The following is a 17192-nucleotide window of genomic DNA, read 5'->3' on the forward strand; positions in this document are numbered from 1 at the left end:
GTCCGACCACGGCACCCGACCTCTTCTACTCACCATCCACGCTGGTCCGGACCGACGACGGAGGGGAGGCGCGTGGCGGCGCCGCCACGGGCCTCCCGTCCGGCGGCCGGCGCGCGGGCGCCGCAGGGCACGCGTACTTGCCGAGTGAGCAGGACACGCCGCGTCCGACCACGGCACCCGACGTCTTCTGCTCACCGGACGCGGCACTCGCAACCGGTGCCGGACGGCAGGCGCGGGCACTCAGAGGTTCCTCAAGGGCGGGCGGAGCACCCTGGGATCGACCCGGCAGGCAGCTCCGGGCGCGGCCGACCGGCCGCCCGACCCCGCACAGGAGGACCGTGACGACCGACACGCTCACCCCCGCGCGATCGCGGGTCGGTGCTCCCGCGCGCGCTGCGGACGCCCGAGCTGCCGGGTCACCGACCGCACCGCCGCCGCCGCTGACGCACCGCGCGCCGGCCCTCGACGGCCTGCGCACCCTCGCGATCCTCGTCGTCATCCTGTACCACCTGCACGTGCCGCAGTTCGAGGGCGGCTTCATCGGCGTCACCGTGTTCTTCGTGCTCTCCGGCTTCCTCATCACCACGCTGCTGCTCGGCGAGCGGCGTCGGACCGGTCGGGTCCGACTCGGGACGTTCTGGGGCAAGCGACTGCTCCGGCTCTACCCGGCGCTGCTCGCGTTCGTCGTCGTCGGGCTCCTGCTCTGGAACTGGGTCGGCGACTACAAGGGCGCGACGTTCTCGGCGGGAGAGGCCGCCTTCATCGCCCTCACCTACACCGGCAACCTGTTCCGGGCGTTCTGGGACACCACGCAGGGGGTCTTCGCGCACACGTGGAGCCTGTCGATGGAGGAGCAGTTCTACCTGGTGTGGCCGCCCGTCCTGGTGCTGCTCGCCACGCTGCGGACCCGCCGACGCTGGCTGCTCACCGGACTCGGCGCACTCGTCGTCGGAGGCTCGGTCACGTCGTGGCTGAGCTACCGCACGCCGAGCGGCGGGGCCACGCCGGACGTCTACTTCTCGCCGGTGCTCGGCGTCGTGCCGCTCGCGGTCGGCTGCGCGCTCGCCCTGCTGCTCGACGACGCCCGGGTCCGCGTGCTCGCGGCCGGCCTGGCCGGCACCGTGGCGACCTGGCTCGGGTTCGCGCTCCTGGTGGGGGTACTCGTCTGGATCGACGACGACTGGACCCAGCACGCCTGGACCTTCGGCGTGGTGCTGCCCGCGACCGCACTCGTGTCGGCGCTGCTCATCGGCGGCCTCGTCTCGGTGCGCTCCCCCGTCTCCGCCGCACTCGCGTGGACCCCGGTCTCCTGGTTCGGCCGACGGGTCTCGTACTCGGCGTACCTCTGGCACCCGCTCGTGATCGCCCTGCTCGGCACCTTCGCGATCGGGGTCTGGGGGACGATCGGGTTGGTCGCCGCCGTCCTGGTCGTGTCGATCGGCGCCGCCTACGCGGTCGAGGTGCCCGTCGAACGCTTCCGCAAGCGGCTCGAGGCGCGGTCTGCTGTTGCCCGCGCCACCGCCGCTCCCGCGCAGGGCCCGGTCGAGCCGTAGGCTCGGCCCGTGACCAGTGACCGCACCGACGTCCTCGTCGTCGGCGGCGGACCCGTCGGCCTCTTCACGGCCGTGCTGCTCGCCGCCCGAGGGCTCGACGTCCGCGTGTGGGAACGCCGGACGGAACCACCCGTGGGCTCGCGCGCGATCGGCATCCACCCGCCCTCGCTCGACGCCTTCGCGGCCGTCGGGCTGGCCGACGCCGTGCTCGCCGAGGCCGTCCTCGTCCGCCGGGGCGTCGCACGCAGCCGGGGCCGCACGCTCGGCACGCTGTCGTTCGCACGTGCCTCGACCACCCACCCCTACGTCGCGACGCTCGACCAGCACCGCACCGAGTCCCTGCTCCGCGAGCGCCTCGAGGCACTCGCGCCGGGAGCGCTGACCACCGGCACGACCGTCTCCGGGCTGGACCGGCACCCGGACCACGTCGTCGCCTCGGGCAGCGGCCCCGACGGCACGACGACCACCGTCCACGCGTCGTTCGTCGTCGGCGCGGACGGCGGCAGGAGCGCGGTCCGCGCCCTGCTCGGCATCCGCACGACCGGCCGCGACTACCCGGAGCGGTACCTGATGGGCGACTTCGCCGACCCCGAGGACCCCTCGGCCCGCACCGCAGCGCTCGTCGACGTCGGACCGGACGGCGTGACGGAGTCGTTCCCGCTGCCCGGTGGACGCCGTCGGTACGTCGCCCTGCTACCCGCCGACGCCCCGACACCGTCCGGCGCGGTCGATCGCGGCACGCCCGACCCCGAGGCCGCCGCCCGCCTGGCCGCGCTCGTCCGCGCCCGCACGGGCGCCGACCCCGACCCCGCCAGCTGCACCATGACGAGCACGTTCGGCGTCCGACGGCGGACCGCCGACCGCGTCGGGGTCGGCCGCGTCGTCCTGGTCGGCGACGCGGCGCACGAGATCAGCCCGATCGGCGGCCAGGGCATGAACCTCGGCTGGCTCGACGCCGTCGACCTCGCACCCCTGCTCGCCGGTGCGGTCGCCTCCGGTGCCGGCGGCCCGTGGCCGCGGTACGCCGCCCGGCGACAGGCGTCGGCCCGCCGGGCCGCCCGCCAGGCCGAGGCGAACATGGCGACGGGGCGTCCGCTCGGCCCGGTCGCGGCGGTCGGCCGGGAGGCCCTGCTCCGGTCCGCCCTGGCACTCCCGACCGCGCACGGCCTGGCCCGGCTCTACGCCATGCGCTGGGCCTGACGGCGCACGACGGTCGTCTGGCGGCTCCCCGTGCGTGGCGGGCCAGGCCGTGCCGGGCTGCCGTGCCGGGCCGGGCTGCCGTGCCGGGCTGCCGTGCGGGCAGGGCCGGGCCGCGCCGCGCTCGGCACGCCGGGTCACGGCCGGCGTCAACCGACCAGGCGCGCCCCGGCCAACCCGAGCTCGACCACGAGGACGAGCGACGACGCGATGACGAGCCGGAAGAGCGTCCGCGAGGCCCGACCGTCGACCACGAGCCGGACGCCCACCACTGCCAGGACGACGACCACGGCGGTGCCGCCCACCGCGAGCACGACCCCGACGCCGCGCACCGGGTCGTCGCCGGCCAGCTGCCCCCCGAGCACCAGGAACGCCGCCACGACGAGGGCACCGAACGCCGTCACGCCCGCGCCGCGCAGCCCGAGCCGGTGCGGGAAGCCGCGGACCCCGGTCGCTGCGTCGTCGACCAGGTCCGGCAGCACGTTGGTGCAGTGGATCGCGATGCCGAACACCGCGCCGGTGGCGATCGCCCACGTCGCCGGCCACTGCCCGGTCGGTCCGGCGGCGACGGCGACGACGGGCAGCGCGCCGAACGCGACCACGAACGGCGCCACCGACCACGCCGTGCGCTTCAGCCCGGCGTCGTAGGCCCAGCCCGCGGCCACGAGCACGAGGTGCGCGACCGCGGCGACCGGACCGAGGCCGATCGACAGCAGCACGGCGACGGCCGCGGTGACGAACGCCGCCGTGCGGACGGTGCGGACGTCGATGAGTCCGCGCGCGACGGGCTTGTCGCTCCGTCCGACGGCACGGTCGCGGTCGGCGTCGATCCAGTCGTTCGCCAGGCCGATCGAGAGCTGCCCGGCCACGACCGCCGCGGCGACCAGCACCACGAGCCAGACCGGGTGCCCGACGGCCGCGGCGAGCACGGTGGCCAGGACCGTCACGGTCACCGTCGGCCCGGGGTGGGACGAGGCGAACAGCAGCCGGGCGGTCGAGGGTCTGCCGGAGTCGGTCACACGGCCAGCGTACGGTCGCGGGACCGACGCCGACCGCGTGACCGGTTCAGCCCGTCACCGTGAAGCGCGCGGCCTGCAGCGCCGACGGCCGCGAGGACGGTCCGACCAGCACCTCGAAGGCACCGGGCTCGACCCGGCGAACGCCCGCGGCGTCGACGATCGAGCAGTCCGCGACCGGCAGCTCGAGCCGCACCCGCACCTCGGCGCCGGGGGCGACGTCCACCTGCCGGAACGCCTTGAGCTCGCGGTCCGCCCAGCTGACGCTCGTGACCGCGTCGCGGACGTAGAGCTGGACCGTCTCGCGGGTCGGCCGCGCGCCGGTGTTCCGGACGGTGACCTCGGCCACGACGGTGTCGTCCGGACCGAGCTCGGGGTCGACGACGGCCAGGTCGGTGTACTCGACGGTGGTGTACGAACGGCCCTCGCCGAAGACCCACGCCGGCTCCTGGGTCAGGTCGGCGTACCGGTCGCCGTGCTGCCCGCGGATCTGGTTGTAGTACGTCGGCTGCTGCCCGACGTGCCGGGCGAACGAGATCGGCAGGCGCCCCGAGGGCTCGACCCGGCCGGCCAGCAGCTCGGCGAGCGCCCGGCCACCGAGCATGCCGGGGTTCGCCGCCCAGACGACCGCGGCGGCGTCCGCCACCGACGGCGGCAGCACGAGCGGCTTCGAGGCGAGCAGCACCACCACGACGGGCTTCCCCGTCGCGATGAGGGCGTCCAGGAGCGCGACCTGGCCGCCGATCAGGTCGAGCGTGGCGGTGGAGCGCCCCTCGCCGACGAGCTCGATGCGGTCGCCGACCACGGCGACGACGACGTCCGAGTCCTCGGCGGCGCGGACGGCCTCGGCGAGCAGCGCCGGGTCGGACGGAGCCGGCACGACGACCGGCGGCCGGGGCTGCCCGTCCGGGAACGTCGCCCCCTGCGGATCCTGCTCGAGGCTCAGGATCTCGGCACCGACCGCGTGGCGGACGTCCCACGTCCCGATCCCGCGCAGACCGTCGAGCACCGTGGTGATCATCGACCGCGGCTGGCCGTCGAGCCAGCCCGCCTGACCGGACCCGCCGGCCCAGTCGCCGAGCTGCGTCTGCGCGTCGTCGGCGAGCGGTCCGACGACCGCGACCCGGAGCGGCGCCGACCCGTCCAGGGGCAGCGTGCCGTCGTTCTCGAGCAGCACGATCGACCGGCGCGCGACGTCGAGGTTGAGGGCCGCGTGCTCGTCGGTCCCGATGCGATCGTCGAGGTCGGCGGCGGGCAGCCGCGGGTCCTCGAACAGGCCCAGGTCGAACTTGAGGGTGAGGATGCGCGCCACGGCGGCGTCGAACGCGTCGGTGTCGAGCATGCCGCGCTCGACCGCCTCGAGGGCTCCCTCGAAGAACGCGGGCGTGGTCATCACCATGTCGTTGCCGGCGCGCACCGCGGCGGCGGCTGCGTGGGCGTGGTCCGGCTGGACCTGCTGCTCCCAGACCATGCGGCCGACGTTGTCCCAGTCGGTGATCAGGGTGCCCGTCCAGCCCCACTCCCCGCGCAGCACCTCGTTGAGCAGCCAGTCGTTCACGGTGATCGGGACGCCGTCGGTGCTCTGGTACCCGAGCATGAACGTCCGGCAGCCCTCGCGGGCGACGCGTTCGAACGGCGGCAGGAACCAGCTGCGGAGCTTGCGGCGCGAGATGTCGGCCTCGCTGGCGTCCCGGCCGCCCTGCGTCTCCGAGTAGCCGGCGAAGTGCTTCGCCGTGGCGAGGATCGCGGTCGGGTCGTCGAGACCGTCGCCCTGGTACCCGCGCACCATCGCGCTGGCGAGCTCGCCGATCAGGAACGGGTCCTCGCCGAAGGTCTCGCTGATGCGCCCCCACCGCAGGTCCCGGGCGATGCAGAGCACCGGCGAGAAGGTCCAGTGCACGCCGGTGGCGGCGACCTCGCGGGCGGTGGCACGCGCCACCCGCTCGACGAGCTCCGTGTCCCACGACGCGGCCATGCCGAGCTGGGTCGGGTAGATCGTCGCGCCCGGCCAGAACGAGTGCCCGTGGATGCAGTCCTCGCCGACGAGCAGCGGGATCCGCAGGCGCGTCTCGGCGGTGAGCCGGTTGGCCTCGAGGATGCGTTCCGGCGAGGTGTGCAGGACGGAGCCGACGTTCCGCCGCAGGACGTGGTCGCGCAGGTCGTCGCGGGCGTCGAGCTGCAGCATCTGCCCGACCTTCTCCTCCACGGTCATCCGGGCGAGCAGGTCGGCGACGCGGTCGGCGGTCGGCAGGGACGGGTCGGTGTAGGCCGGCGCGCCGTCCGGCCGCCCGTCGGTCGCGGCGGTGGGTGCGGTGGTGCTCATGCGCGGTCCCCTGACGGGTCTCGGTCGTCCGGGTCGGCGGCCGTGCGGACCGGACGGACCTGGGTCACGGCGGCGTTGACGTTCATGCCCTTGCGCTTCATGGCACGGGCACGCTCGCCGGCGGAGCGCAGACGCGGGTTGACGTACTCGTCGATGCCGAAGTTGATGAGCGAGAGCGCCACACCGAGCAGGGCGATGCAGAGCCCGGCCGGGATGTACCACCACCAGTAGTCCGGGAACGCGTTGTTCTGCTGGGCCCAGAACAGGATCGTGCCCCAGTTCAGGTTCGACACCGGGATGACGCCGATGAACGCGAGCGTCGTCAGGCCGAGGACGGCCGCGGTCATCGTGCCGACGAAGCTCGAGGCGATGATCGCCATGAGGTTCGGCAGCATCTCGACCAGGATGATCCGGTGCAGCGGCTCGCCGTTCGCGCGGGCCGCCTGGATGAAGTCGCGGTTGCGGAGCGACATGGTCTGCGCGCGGAGCACCCGGGCGCCCCACGCCCAGCCGGTGAAGCCGAGCACGGCGGCCACGACCCAGAGCGGCGGGTCCTGGAACTGCGAGGCGACGATGATCATCAGCGGGAGCCCGGGGATGACCAGGAACACGTTCGACAACGCGGACAGCGACTCGCTCTTCCACCCGCGCAGGTACCCGGCGGTGACGCCGACGGCGATCGCCACCACGGTCGCCATGATGGTCGCGAGGAAGCCGACGACCAGCACGCCGCGCGTGCCGTAGACGAGCTGGCTGAAGACGTCCTGCCCGATGTGCGTGGTGCCGAGCAGGTGCCGGAACGACGGCCGCTCGAGCGTCGCGTCGAGGTTCTGCGCCTGCGGGTCGGCCGGGGCGATGAGCGGGGCGAAGACCGCGACGAGCACGAACACCCCGAGGATGACGAGCCCGGTGGCGGACTTCGGGTTGGCGAACATCGCGGTCGACGCCCGCAGCTGCGACCAGAAGGTCTTGTCGCCGCCGCGGCGGTGGTCCCCCGGCTCGGTGGTCAGGACGGCCGCGGTCTCGGGGGCGCCGGCACCCACCGGCTGCACGAGGACGGGGGTCTTCTCGGCTGGACTGTTCATGATCAGGCCTCCGTCTGACGGGTACGGGGATCGAGGACGGCGTAGGCGATGTCGGCGATGACGTTCGCCACGAGGACCGCCAGGACGAGGACGAGGAAGATGCCCTGCATGAGCGCGTAGTCCTTGGCGTTGGTGGCGTTGAGCAGCAGGAGCCCGATGCCCGGGTAGGAGAACACCATCTCCATGACGAGCGTGCCGCCGACGATGAACCCGATCGCGAGCGCGAAGCTCTGGATCTGCGGCAGCACCGCGTTGCGTGCCGCGTACTTCCACAGCACGCGACGGTTCGGCATGCCCTTCGCCTGCGCGACCGTGATGTAGTCCTCGTCGAGGACGGTGAGCATCATGTTGCGCATGCCGAGCACCCAGCCGCCGAGCGAGACGATGACGATCGTCACGACCGGCAGGACCGCGTGCGACGCGACCTCCTGGACGAAGGGGCCGTTCCACCCGGGCTCGACGCCGATCTCGTAGGCGTGGCCGGCCGGGAACCAGCCGAGGGCGGTGGAGAACACGGCGATGAAGATGAGGCCGAGCCAGAAGTACGGCACGGTGCCGAGGAACGTCGTGATCGGGACGAGTGCGTCCAGGCTGCTGCCGCGTCGCCAGCCGATGACCGCGCCGACGGCCGTGCCGATGAGGAACGAGATGATCGTGGCGAAGCCGACGAGGCCGAGCGTCCACGGCAGCGCCGAGGCGATGGCCTCACCGACCGGTGCGAGGCCCGTCGAGATCGAGATGCCGAGGTTGCCGTGCAGCAGCATGTTCCAGTAGTCGAGGTACTGCTGCCAGAGCGGCACCGAGGTGTCCAGACCGAACAGTGCCCGCAGGGACTTCTCGGCGTCCGGCGTCAGCTGCCCCTGGCTGCGGGCCATGAACGCGTCGACCGCGTCGCCCTTGAGCATGCGCGGCAGGAAGAAGTTGATCGTGATCGCGGCCCAGAGGGTGAACGCGTAGAAGAGCACGCGGCCGCCGATGAACCGCCACGGGACGCGGCTGCGCTGCCCGTCCGTGCCGGTGGCGGTCGTGCCGACGAGCGTCGGGTCGACCGGGGTCTGCAGTTCGGCGCTCACCGCGCACCTCCTGATGACTGTGCCGACAGGTCCCGGAAGTGCTTCTCGGGGTCGGGCGAAGCGGAGCGCAACTCGCGCGTGTAGGGGTCCTGCGGGCGCAGGATGACGTCGTCGGCGGGGCCGCTCTCGACGACGCGGCCCTGGTTGAGGACCATGATCTCGTCGCTGAAGTGCCGCGCGGTGGCGAGGTCGTGCGTGATGTAGAGGACGCCGAGCCCCTCCTCGCGCTGCAGTTCGGCGAGCAGGCTGAGCACGCCGAGGCGGATCGAGACGTCGAGCATCGACACCGGTTCGTCGGCGACGAGCAGCGAGGGACGCGACGCCAGGGCACGGGCGATCGCCACGCGCTGCCGCTGGCCGCCGGAGAGCTCGTGCGGTCGGCGGTCGATCACCGCGTCGGCGTCCAGGCGCACCCGTTCCAACAGCCGACGGACCTCGTCGTCGACCTGGTCGCGCGGGACGACCCGGTCGAGCCGCAGCGGCCGCTCGACGTGGTGGCGGATCGAGTGGTACGGGTTGAGCGACGCGAAGGGGTCCTGGAAGACCATGCGCAGCTGCTGCCGGTACTTCCGCAGCCCCTTGCCCGAGGTCGGGATCGGCGACCCGTCGAGCAGGACCTGCCCGGACGTCGGCCGCTCCAGCTGGGTGAGGATCTTCGCGATGGTCGACTTGCCGCTGCCGGACTGGCCGACGAGGCCGATGGTCTGCCCGGAGGACAGCGTGAAGCTGACGTCGTCGAGGGCCTTGAGCTGTCCGGAGCCCCGGACGTTGTAGACCTTCGTGACGTTGGTGAACTCGAGGGTCGTCATCGTACGACCACCCCTTTCTCCCCGGTCAGACGCGGGAACGATGCGAGGAGCTTGCGGGTGTAGTCGTGCTGCGGGGCGTTCCAGATGCGCTCGGCGGTCGCCAGCTCGACGATCTCGCCCTCGCGCATGATCGCGATGCGGTCGCTGATCTCGAGCAGGAGCGGCAGGTCGTGGGTGATGAAGACGACCGAGAACCCGAACTCGTGCCGGAGCTGCGAGATCTGGCTGAGGATCTCGCGCTGGACGAGCACGTCGAGCGCGGTGGTCGGCTCGTCCATGATCATGAGCTGCGGACGGAGCGCGAGCGCCATCGCGATCATGACGCGCTGCCGCATGCCGCCGGACAGCTCGTGCGGGTACGACCGGAAGCGCTGCGCGCCGACCTTCACGATGTCGAGCAGCTCGACGACGGCACGACGCCGCTGCTTGCGGTCCAGGTCGGGGCGGTGCACGACGAACACGTCGTCGAGCTGAGCGCCGATCGTCGCCACCGGGTTGAGCGCGTTCATCGCGCCCTGGAAGACCATCGAGATCTTGTCCCAGCGGAAGCGGCGCATGGCCTCGACGTCGAGCGCGTTGACGTCGACGTCCTCGCCGGAGCGGTCGTGGAACACGACGCTGCCGTCGGTGATGACGGCCGGCGGCCGCAGGAGTCGCTGGACCCCGTACGCCAGGGTGGTCTTGCCGCATCCGCTCTCGCCGGCGAGACCGACGATCTCGCCGCGCTGGATGTCGAGGGTGACGCCCTTGACCGCGCGCACCGGCGGGTCGACGTCGTACACGACCGAGAAGTCGCGCACGGAGAGGAGTGTGTCGGTCATGTGCTCGTCGCCTTCCTGCTGACCGCGACGTCCGGGGCGGGACGCGGTGGTCCGTGCCCCGCCCCGGACGGGTGTGGTGGGGGTGCTACTTCGCGGGCTGCAGCTGCATGAGGACCTGGACGGCCCACGGCTGCGTCGGGTCGGCTGTGGCGTACTGGTCCTCCTCGCTCGGCCACCCGGTGAAGTTCCGGGTGTTGTACTCGCCGAGCTGCGGGTGGGTGCCGATCGGGATCGCCGGGACGTCCTCGACGAAGATCTTCTGCACCTCGTCGAGCGCCGCCTTGCGCGTCGCGTCGTCCGAGGCCGCGGCGTACTCCTTGAGCAGCTTGGTCGCCTCCGGGTTGTCGTAGCGGCCGAAGTTGTCGGCGACCTTGCCGCCGGACTCCTGCTCCAGGTAGGCGCCGTTCATCGTGTCGTCGTAGATGTGCCACGGGTTCGATCCGGAGCCGCTCCAGTGCAGGACGGCGTCGAAGTTGCCGGTGGCGACGTTCGAGGTCCAGGTGTCGGCGTCGGGGGTCGCGACCTTGACGTCGGCGCCGAGCGTCTTCTCCACCTGGGTGGCGATGAGCTGGATGCCGGTGACGTAGTCGTTCCAGCCCTGCGGGTTCTGCAGCGTGAAGGAGACCGCCTTGCCGGACGGGTCGGTCAGTGCGCCGCTCTTCCACGTGTAGCCGGCGTCGGTGAGCACCTTCTTGGCGCCGTCGACGTCGATCGAGAACTCCTGGTCCTTGTACTCGTCCGCGATGTACTGGTCGCCGGTCGGCTGCGGGATGCCGGTGACGTTCTTCAGCTCGGGCCCGGCGTTGCTGCGGGCCTTCTCGGCGTGCGCCTTGCGGTCGACGACCATGTTGACGGCCTTGCGGAGCGCGACGTCGTTGAACGGTGCCTTCGTGGTGTTCACGACGATCATGTCGGGGCTGAGGATGTTGGCGCCCCAGAACACGTTGTGCTCCGGGTCCTTCTGCACGTAGTTCTTCTCGAAGTCGGTGATGAAGATCTGCGCCCAGTCGGTCTCGCGGTTCTGCAGACCGCGCAGCAGGCCGGTGTTGTCGTTGTACTCGAGGTACTTCAGCTGCGCGACGGGGACCTTGCCGCCCCAGTAGTCCGAGCGGGCCTTGAGCACGACGCCCTGCGACGAGAAGGTCGAGATCGTGTACGGACCGGTGCCGACGGCGTCCTTGACGGCGTCCTTCGTCGGGTCCGCGATGTCCTTCCACTGGTGCTCGGGGACGATGCTGACGTGCAGCACGTCGCCCTGCTTCACGAACTTCGACTCGCTGAAGTCCATGACGACGTCGCCGCCGTCCTTCTCGATGCTGGTCAGCTTCAGGCCGCCGAGGTCGAGCGCGGGGTTGTCCTTGATGAGCGAGTACGTGAAGACGATGTCGTCCGCCGTGAACGGCTCGCCGTCGCTCCACTTGACGCCCTCGCGGGGCGTGACGGTGAGCTTCGTGTAGTCGTCGTTCCAGGTGACCTTCGAGGCGAGCCACGGGGTGGTCTGGTTGTCGCCCACCGGGTTGACCATCGCGAGCGGCTCGAAGATCATCCGGTCGTACCCGAGGGACATGCCGGAGCCGGTGCTGATGAACGGGTTGTTGATCTGCGTCGCGAGGACGGCAGCGCCGTCCGGCTTGGCGATCGTCAGGGTCGACGAGCCCGAGCCGCCGGAGCCGCCCTGGCTGCCGCTCGAGCATCCGGTGAGCACCATGGCGCCCAGCGCGGCGACGGCGGTCGCCGTGATCAGGTGTTTCTTGAGCCTCATTGCTTCTCCCTCGGGAACTTCGTCGTTTCCGTGGCCTGCTGAACAGGCGACTGCGGCAGAACGTAACGCACTTACTGACCAGAAAGCAAGTAACGATCCGGTGTAGTGTGACGAGTGACTCGAAGGCGGGAGACCGGTGCGATGACCACGACTGCCAGCAGTGCCACGCCACGACCCGAGACCGAACGCAAGCGGCAGGACATCCTCCGGGCGGCGGTCGACACGTTCGGCGCGAAGGGCTCGACGAACGGCACCCTGGCCGACATCGCGGACCAGGTCGGCATCACCCGCGCGGGCGTCCTGCACCACTTCGGCTCGAAGCAGGCCCTGCTGCTCGAGGTGATCGAGTTCCGCGACCGCGACGACGTCGCCGACCTCGACGGCAAGCAGATGCCGGGCGGCGCCGGCCTGTTCGTGCACTTCGTGTCGACCGTGCTGCGGAACAGCCTCCGGCCCGGCATCGTGCAGGTCTACACGGTCCTGTCGTCCGAGTCCGTGACCGACGACCACCCGGCGCGCGCCTACTTCGAGCAGCGGTACCGGACCCTGCGGTCCGACGTCGACCAGGCGTTCCGCGCGCTCTGCGCGACCGAGGGCGTGACCGACCTGCGCACCGTCGACCACGCCTCGGCGGCGGTCCTCGCGGTGATGGACGGCCTGCAGCTGCAGTGGCTGCTCGACCCGTCGGCCGTCGACCTCGCCGCGGCGAGCGAGTTCGCGATCCAGGCGATCGTGAACGGCGTGCTGCACCCGGGTCCGCCGCTGTCGGCGTACCTCGACGAGGACTGACCCGGCACCGGACGACGGCGCCGCACGCCACGGGACCCGGCCGGTCAGGCCGCCGTCAGACCGCGGGCCGCACCGCCGTCCGGCGACGCCCGAGCACCCCGGACGCGAGCGCGATGCCGAGCAGCACGACCAGGCCGCCGACCGGCTCGTTCCACCGCACCCGCTCGCCGAGCACGAGCACGCCGAGCGCCACCCCGACCACCGGCGTCAGGTAGGTCACGGTGGACGCGCGACCCGCGCCCCACGCCTGCACCAGGCGCGTGTTCCAGGCGTAGGCCAGCCCCGTCCCGACGCAACCGAGCGCGACCATCGCGGCCACGATCCTCCCGTCCAGCTGCACCGGACCGGTCGCGATGACGGGCGCGACCACCAGGAGCATCCCCGAGGCCAGCGTCAGCTGGACCGTCGCCAAGGTGACCGGGTCGTACGCGCTCGCCACCGCGACCCGGCGCAGGTAGGCGAGCCCGACGCCGTAGGACGCCGTCATGCCGAGCAGTGCGACCTGTCCCGGCACGCTCGCCAGGACCTCGGGGTCGGTGAGGACGTCCCACGGACCGACGAGCACGAGCACCCCGACGATGCCGAGCACGATCCCGAGCAAATGCCGGCCGCGCAGCCGCTCGGACGGCACGAGCACCGCGAGGGCGGCCAGCGTCATGATCGGGGTCGTCGCGTTGTAGATGCTCGCGAGCCCGGACGGCACCGTCTGCTCGGCCCACGCCATGAGCGACGACGGCAGCGCGTTGAGGAACACCGCGACGACGGCCAGGTGCGCCCACACCCGCGGTTCCCGCGGCCAGCGCCGCCGGGTCGCGAGCAGCACCACGACGAGCGTGACGGCGCCGAGCACGGTCCGCACGGTGGCGACCTGCTGGGGCGCGAGGCCGTCGAGTCCGATCTTCGCGAAGAGGAAGCTCGAACCCCAGGTGAGGGCGACGAGGACGTAGAGGGCGGCGTTCACGAGGTACAGTCTCGACATCCTGGCGGCATGTCGCGAACGCATGTCGCTCATACCGACATGAGGAGCACGCATGACCGTCTCCGTCCCGCAGCTGCGGGCGTTCGTCGCCACGCTCGACACCGGCTCGTTCACGGCGGCCGCCGCCGAGCTCGGCGTCGGGCAGTCCGCTGTGTCGCACGCCGTCGCCGGCTTCGAGCGCGAGGTGGGCGGACCGGTGGTCCGGCGCGGCGGCGTCGCGACCCCGACACCCCTCGGCGAGCGCCTGCTGGCCCACGCCCGCAGCGTGCTCGCCTCCGTCGACGCCCTGGAGGCGGTGGTCCGGCCCGCCACGGCCCGCGGCACCGTGCGGCTCGCGGCCGTCCCCACCGTCTGCCAGGGCCTGCTGCCGCGGCTCCGCGAACTCTGGGCGGTGACCCTGCCTGACGTCGACGTCCAGGTCTACGAGGGGGACGACGACGAGATGCCCGAGTGGCTCGAGGCCGGCACCGTCGACGCCGCCGTGCTCGTCGACCCCTCGCCGGTCCCCGTCGGCGGGGTCGTCGTCGCCCAGGACGAGATGGCAGCAGTCGTACGACGGGACCACCCGCTCGCCGAGCTGCCCGCACTCTCGCTCGACGACCTGCACGAGGACGGCCTCGTCGCCGGGGGTGGCGGCTGCGAGTACCAGATCCAGAAGCTGCACGAGCTCGAGGGGCGCCCCTTCCGCTACGCCCACCGCGTGCGGGAGATGAGCACCATGTTCGGCATGATCGAACGCGGCGAGGGCGTCTCGATCGTGCCGACGCTCGGGCGCGTGATGCTGCCGCCGGACCTCGTCATGGTGCCGATGGCCCGACGACTGGAACGGACGCTCGTGCTGAGCGGGCCGGCGTCGCGCGAGTGGCACCCGCTGGCCCGGGCGCTCGTCGACGCGGTCTGAGCGCGTACGACCTTCGGTGGATCCGCCGACCGCCCCGGTTTCCTAGGCTCGGAGCATGACCACGACCGCCACCCTGCCCGCCGTCCCCGTCGGTCGACGCATCTGGGCGGAGACCTGGCGGCTGGCCGTCGCCGCGCTGGCCGGCGTGATCGCCTTCGCCCTGGTCTGGTCGTCGCTCGACACCGCTGGGTGGAGCGACGCCCGCGTCGGCGGTCTGCTCGTCGCCGACCTGCTGTGCGGCGTCCTCGCCCTGCTGCTCGTGCCGTTCCGGCACCGGGCACCCCTGCCGGTGACGATCGTGGTCGTCGCGCTGAGCACGGTCTCGACGCTGGGGATCGGGGCGGCGGCACTCGCGGTGGTCTCGATCGCCACCCGTCGTCGCGTCGTCGAGATCGCCGTCACGAGCGCCGTGATGGTCGTCGCCACGATCGTGTACGAGGGCGTGCTCGTGCCGGACGACGCCACACCGCTGTGGCAGGTCGTGGCCGCCGCCGCCGTCGTCGTCGCCCTGCTGGCGGCCATCGGCATCGGCATCGGCCAGCGCCGCGCCCTCGTCGTGTCGCTCCGCGAACGCGCGGCCCTGCTCGAACGCGACCAGCAGCTCCGCGAGGACCGCGCCCGCGAGCAGGAACGCGCACACATCGCCCGCGAGATGCACGACGTGCTCGGACACCGGCTGTCCCTCGTCGCGCTGCACGCCGGGGCGCTCGAGTACCGCGGTCCCGCGCTCTCCCCCGACGAGACGGCGGCCGCGGCCGGGGTGGTCCGCGCCGAGGCGCACGCCGCGCTCACCGACCTGCGCGACGTGCTCGGGGTCCTGCGCGACCCCGCGTCCACCGGGGGCGACGAGGTCACCGGCACCGCGCCTCCGCAGCCGACGCTCTGCGACCTGCCCGCGCTCCTCGACCAGGCGCGCGCCGCGGGGACGACGGTCCGGGCCACGCTCGGTGACCTCGACCCGGTGCCGCCCGTCGTCGGTCGCCACGCGTACCGCATCGTGCAGGAGGCCCTGACGAACGCCCGCCGCCACGCCCCCGGGCGGCCGGTCGACGTGGTGCTCGACCTGCTCCCCACCCCGGCCCTGCGCGTCGTCGTGACGAACCCGGTCGCGTCGACCGACGACGCCGCCGACGCCGGCGCGATCGACGTCGGGCACGGGCTGCGCGGCCTCGCCGAGCGCGCCCGGCTCGTCGGCGGCACGTTCCGCGCCGGGGTCGGTGCCGAGGGCGTCTGGACCGTCGAGGCGGTGCTGCCGTGGACGGCGTGACCGCACCGGTCCGGGTCGTCCTGGTCGACGACGACCAGCTCGTGCGCGCCGGCCTCCGGCTGCTGCTGAGCGGCGACGACGGCATCGACGTCGTCGGCGAGGCCGGTGACGGGCTCGAGGCCGAGGGCGTCATCGCGACGGCCGACCCCGACGTCGTGCTCATGGACATCCGGATGCCGCGCTGCGACGGCCTGGTCGCGACCGCACGCGAACTGCGGCGTCGGCCGGAACTCGCCGTGCTCGTCCTGACGACGTTCGAGGGGGACGACCTCGTGCTCGGCGCCCTCCGGAGCGGCGCCCGCGGGTTCCTGCTCAAGGACACCCCGCCGCACGAACTCGTCGAGGCCGTGCGCACCGTCGCCGCCGGCCGCTCGATCCTGTCGCCGTCCGTGCTCGACCGGGTCATCGCGTTCGCCGCGGCACCGGACGCCGGGCCGGTGCGCCCCGACACCGACGGGGCGGCGGAGCGGCGGCTGCTCGCGCTGCTCACCGAGCGCGAGACCGAGGTCGCCCTCGCCGTCGCGAACGGGGCGTCGAACGCGCAGATCGCCGCCGACCTGTTCGTCGGGCTCGCCACGGTGAAGACGCACATCGGCCACGTCTACGAGAAGTTCGGCGTCGAGAACCGGGTGCAGCTCGCGCTGGTCGTGCACGCGGCCCGGCGCGGGCGGACGTCCGGGTGACCGGGCGCTGAACGGGCACGTCGGGGTCGTCGGCAGGATGGGGCGATGGCCGAGACGCACGTGAAGACCTTCACCACCCCCGACGAGGCAGCCGCCGAGGCGGCCGGACTCGAGTGGCTCGCGGCCGCCGAGCCGGCCGGCGGCACCAGGACGGCTCGGGTGCTCGGGCGGCCGAGCCGGACGGTGCTCGACCTCGAACTGATCTCCGACGGCTCCCCCACCGCCGCGCAGGCGGAGCGCTTCGGACGCTCCCTCGCGCACACCCACGCCGCCGGGGCGGACCACTGGGGCGCCCCGCCCGCGGGCTGGCCGGCCGGGTCACCGCTGCGCATGGGGCGCTCGCGCACCCCGTTCGTCAGCGCCGAGCGCGCGCCGGCCACGTGGGGCGAGTTCTTCGCCGAGTACCGCATCCGGGACTTCGTCCGCCGCATCGTCGACGCCGGCGGGTTCGACCACGACCAGGCCGCCGTGTTCGACCGGGTCGCCGACCGGGTGCAGGACGGCACCCTCGGATCACCGCAGCCGGCGCTCGTCGGCGACCGGCCGGCGCGACTGCACGGCGACCTGTGGGCGGGCAACGTGCTCTGGCCCACCGACTCGTCGGAGCCGACCGGGGCGGTGCTCATCGACCCGATCGCGCACGGCGGGCACGCCGAGACGGACCTGGCGCTGCTCGGGCTGTTCGGGCTGCCCCGGCTCGAGACGGTGCTCGCCGCCTACGACCGGGAGTCCCGGCTCGCCGACGGCTGGCAGGAGCGCGTCGAACTGCACCAGCTCGCGCCGCTGCTGCTGCACGTGTTCCTGTTCGGCGGGTCGTACACCGGGTCGGCGCTGCGAGCGGCACAGCGGTACGCCTGACCGCGGCGGGCCGGAGGGCCGTGCGCGGCCGGGGGGCGGAGCGCGATACTGGGCGGACGGTCACGACGAGGAGGCC

15 protein-coding genes are annotated in these 17192 nt (G+C 72.8%); 7 read left to right on the top strand and 8 right to left on the bottom strand.

Going from position 1 to position 17192, the window contains the following annotated elements:
- Window positions 1–338 precede the first annotated feature (338 nt).
- Window positions 339–1553: an acyltransferase family protein gene (locus DEI99_RS13625; RefSeq protein ID WP_181434501.1), complete on the top strand. Its 1215-nt coding sequence runs from the start codon at window positions 339–341 to the stop codon at window positions 1551–1553.
- A 9-nt stretch (window positions 1554–1562) separates the two neighbouring features.
- Window positions 1563–2753 (top strand): FAD-dependent oxidoreductase, encoded by a 1191-nt coding sequence (locus DEI99_RS13630; protein WP_111042557.1) that lies wholly within the window; start codon window positions 1563–1565, stop codon window positions 2751–2753.
- Between the two features lie 146 nt (window positions 2754–2899).
- On the opposite strand, the gene DEI99_RS13635 is transcribed toward DEI99_RS13630, so the two are convergent.
- The 7 genes from DEI99_RS13635 to DEI99_RS13665 form a co-directional block, all read right to left on the bottom strand.
- Window positions 2900–3769, bottom strand: coding sequence for a UbiA family prenyltransferase (locus DEI99_RS13635; protein ID WP_111042556.1), 870 nt, complete (start codon window positions 3767–3769; stop codon window positions 2900–2902).
- A gap of 46 nt (window positions 3770–3815) precedes the next feature.
- A complete protein-coding gene (locus DEI99_RS13640) occupies window positions 3816–6089 on the bottom strand; it encodes an exo-beta-d-1,3/1,6-glucosidase (RefSeq protein WP_111042555.1) in 2274 nt (757 codons plus the stop codon).
- Window positions 6086–7174, bottom strand: coding sequence for an ABC transporter permease (locus DEI99_RS13645; protein ID WP_111042554.1), 1089 nt, complete (start codon window positions 7172–7174; stop codon window positions 6086–6088). The genes DEI99_RS13640 and DEI99_RS13645 overlap by 4 nt, the downstream gene beginning before the upstream one ends.
- A 2-nt stretch (window positions 7175–7176) precedes the next feature.
- A complete protein-coding gene (locus DEI99_RS13650; RefSeq protein WP_111042553.1) occupies window positions 7177–8247 on the bottom strand; it encodes an ABC transporter permease in 1071 nt (356 codons plus the stop codon).
- Window positions 8244–9056: an ABC transporter ATP-binding protein gene (locus DEI99_RS13655; protein ID WP_071260470.1), complete on the bottom strand. Its 813-nt coding sequence runs from the start codon at window positions 9054–9056 to the stop codon at window positions 8244–8246. The genes DEI99_RS13650 and DEI99_RS13655 overlap by 4 nt, the downstream gene beginning before the upstream one ends.
- Window positions 9053–9877: an ABC transporter ATP-binding protein gene (locus tag DEI99_RS13660; protein ID WP_111042552.1), complete on the bottom strand. Its 825-nt coding sequence runs from the start codon at window positions 9875–9877 to the stop codon at window positions 9053–9055. The genes DEI99_RS13655 and DEI99_RS13660 overlap by 4 nt, the downstream gene beginning before the upstream one ends.
- 85 nt (window positions 9878–9962) lie before the next feature.
- Window positions 9963–11639: an ABC transporter substrate-binding protein gene (locus tag DEI99_RS13665; RefSeq protein ID WP_111042551.1), complete on the bottom strand. Its 1677-nt coding sequence runs from the start codon at window positions 11637–11639 to the stop codon at window positions 9963–9965.
- A gap of 141 nt (window positions 11640–11780) precedes the next feature.
- On the opposite strand from DEI99_RS13665, the gene DEI99_RS13670 reads away from it, so the two are divergent.
- Window positions 11781–12428 carry a TetR/AcrR family transcriptional regulator gene (locus DEI99_RS13670; RefSeq protein ID WP_111042550.1) on the top strand — a complete coding sequence of 216 codons (648 nt, stop codon included), beginning with the start codon at window positions 11781–11783 and terminating at the stop codon, window positions 12426–12428.
- A 55-nt stretch (window positions 12429–12483) separates the two neighbouring features.
- On the opposite strand, the gene DEI99_RS13675 is transcribed toward DEI99_RS13670, so the two are convergent.
- Window positions 12484–13407, bottom strand: a complete 924-nt coding sequence (locus DEI99_RS13675; RefSeq protein WP_258369532.1) for a DMT family transporter — start codon at window positions 13405–13407, stop codon at window positions 12484–12486.
- A gap of 52 nt (window positions 13408–13459) precedes the next feature.
- On the opposite strand from DEI99_RS13675, the gene DEI99_RS13680 reads away from it, so the two are divergent.
- The 4 genes from DEI99_RS13680 to DEI99_RS13695 are packed head-to-tail and all read left to right on the top strand — an operon-like array spanning window position 13460 to window position 17116.
- Window positions 13460–14308 (top strand): LysR family transcriptional regulator, encoded by an 849-nt coding sequence (locus tag DEI99_RS13680; RefSeq protein ID WP_284180827.1) that lies wholly within the window; start codon window positions 13460–13462, stop codon window positions 14306–14308.
- A 55-nt stretch (window positions 14309–14363) separates the two neighbouring features.
- Window positions 14364–15575 carry a sensor histidine kinase gene (locus DEI99_RS13685; RefSeq protein ID WP_258369530.1) on the top strand — a complete coding sequence of 404 codons (1212 nt, stop codon included), beginning with the start codon at window positions 14364–14366 and terminating at the stop codon, window positions 15573–15575.
- Window positions 15563–16258 carry a response regulator transcription factor gene (locus DEI99_RS13690; RefSeq protein WP_111042547.1) on the top strand — a complete coding sequence of 232 codons (696 nt, stop codon included), beginning with the start codon at window positions 15563–15565 and terminating at the stop codon, window positions 16256–16258. Before DEI99_RS13685 ends, DEI99_RS13690 begins: the two co-directional genes overlap by 13 nt.
- A gap of 45 nt (window positions 16259–16303) precedes the next feature.
- Window positions 16304–17116 carry a fructosamine kinase family protein gene (locus DEI99_RS13695; RefSeq protein ID WP_284180828.1) on the top strand — a complete coding sequence of 271 codons (813 nt, stop codon included), beginning with the start codon at window positions 16304–16306 and terminating at the stop codon, window positions 17114–17116.
- Window positions 17117–17192 lie beyond the last annotated feature (76 nt).

It is taken from the genome of Curtobacterium sp. MCLR17_036, from assembly GCF_003234445.2.
Lineage (GTDB): Bacteria > Actinomycetota > Actinomycetes > Actinomycetales > Microbacteriaceae > Curtobacterium.

What these genes read in the sequence shown, in the direction of transcription:
- DEI99_RS13660 (WP_111042552.1), bottom strand. Translation starts at nt 9,877, where the DNA reads ATGACCGACACACTCCTCTCCGTGCGCGACTTCTCGGTCGTGTACGAC.
- DEI99_RS13680 (WP_284180827.1), top strand. Translation starts at nt 13,460, where the DNA reads ATGACCGTCTCCGTCCCGCAGCTGCGGGCGTTCGTCGCCACGCTCGAC.
- DEI99_RS13645 (WP_111042554.1), bottom strand. Translation starts at nt 7,174, where the DNA reads ATGAACAGTCCAGCCGAGAAGACCCCCGTCCTCGTGCAGCCGGTGGGT.
- DEI99_RS13675 (WP_258369532.1), bottom strand. Translation starts at nt 13,407, where the DNA reads ATGTCGAGACTGTACCTCGTGAACGCCGCCCTCTACGTCCTCGTCGCC.
- DEI99_RS13695 (WP_284180828.1), top strand. Translation starts at nt 16,304, where the DNA reads ATGGCCGAGACGCACGTGAAGACCTTCACCACCCCCGACGAGGCAGCC.
- DEI99_RS13685 (WP_258369530.1), top strand. Translation starts at nt 14,364, where the DNA reads ATGACCACGACCGCCACCCTGCCCGCCGTCCCCGTCGGTCGACGCATC.
- DEI99_RS13665 (WP_111042551.1), bottom strand. Translation starts at nt 11,639, where the DNA reads ATGAGGCTCAAGAAACACCTGATCACGGCGACCGCCGTCGCCGCGCTG.
- DEI99_RS13640 (WP_111042555.1), bottom strand. Translation starts at nt 6,089, where the DNA reads ATGAGCACCACCGCACCCACCGCCGCGACCGACGGGCGGCCGGACGGC.
- DEI99_RS13655 (WP_071260470.1), bottom strand. Translation starts at nt 9,056, where the DNA reads ATGACGACCCTCGAGTTCACCAACGTCACGAAGGTCTACAACGTCCGG.
- DEI99_RS13670 (WP_111042550.1), top strand. Translation starts at nt 11,781, where the DNA reads ATGACCACGACTGCCAGCAGTGCCACGCCACGACCCGAGACCGAACGC.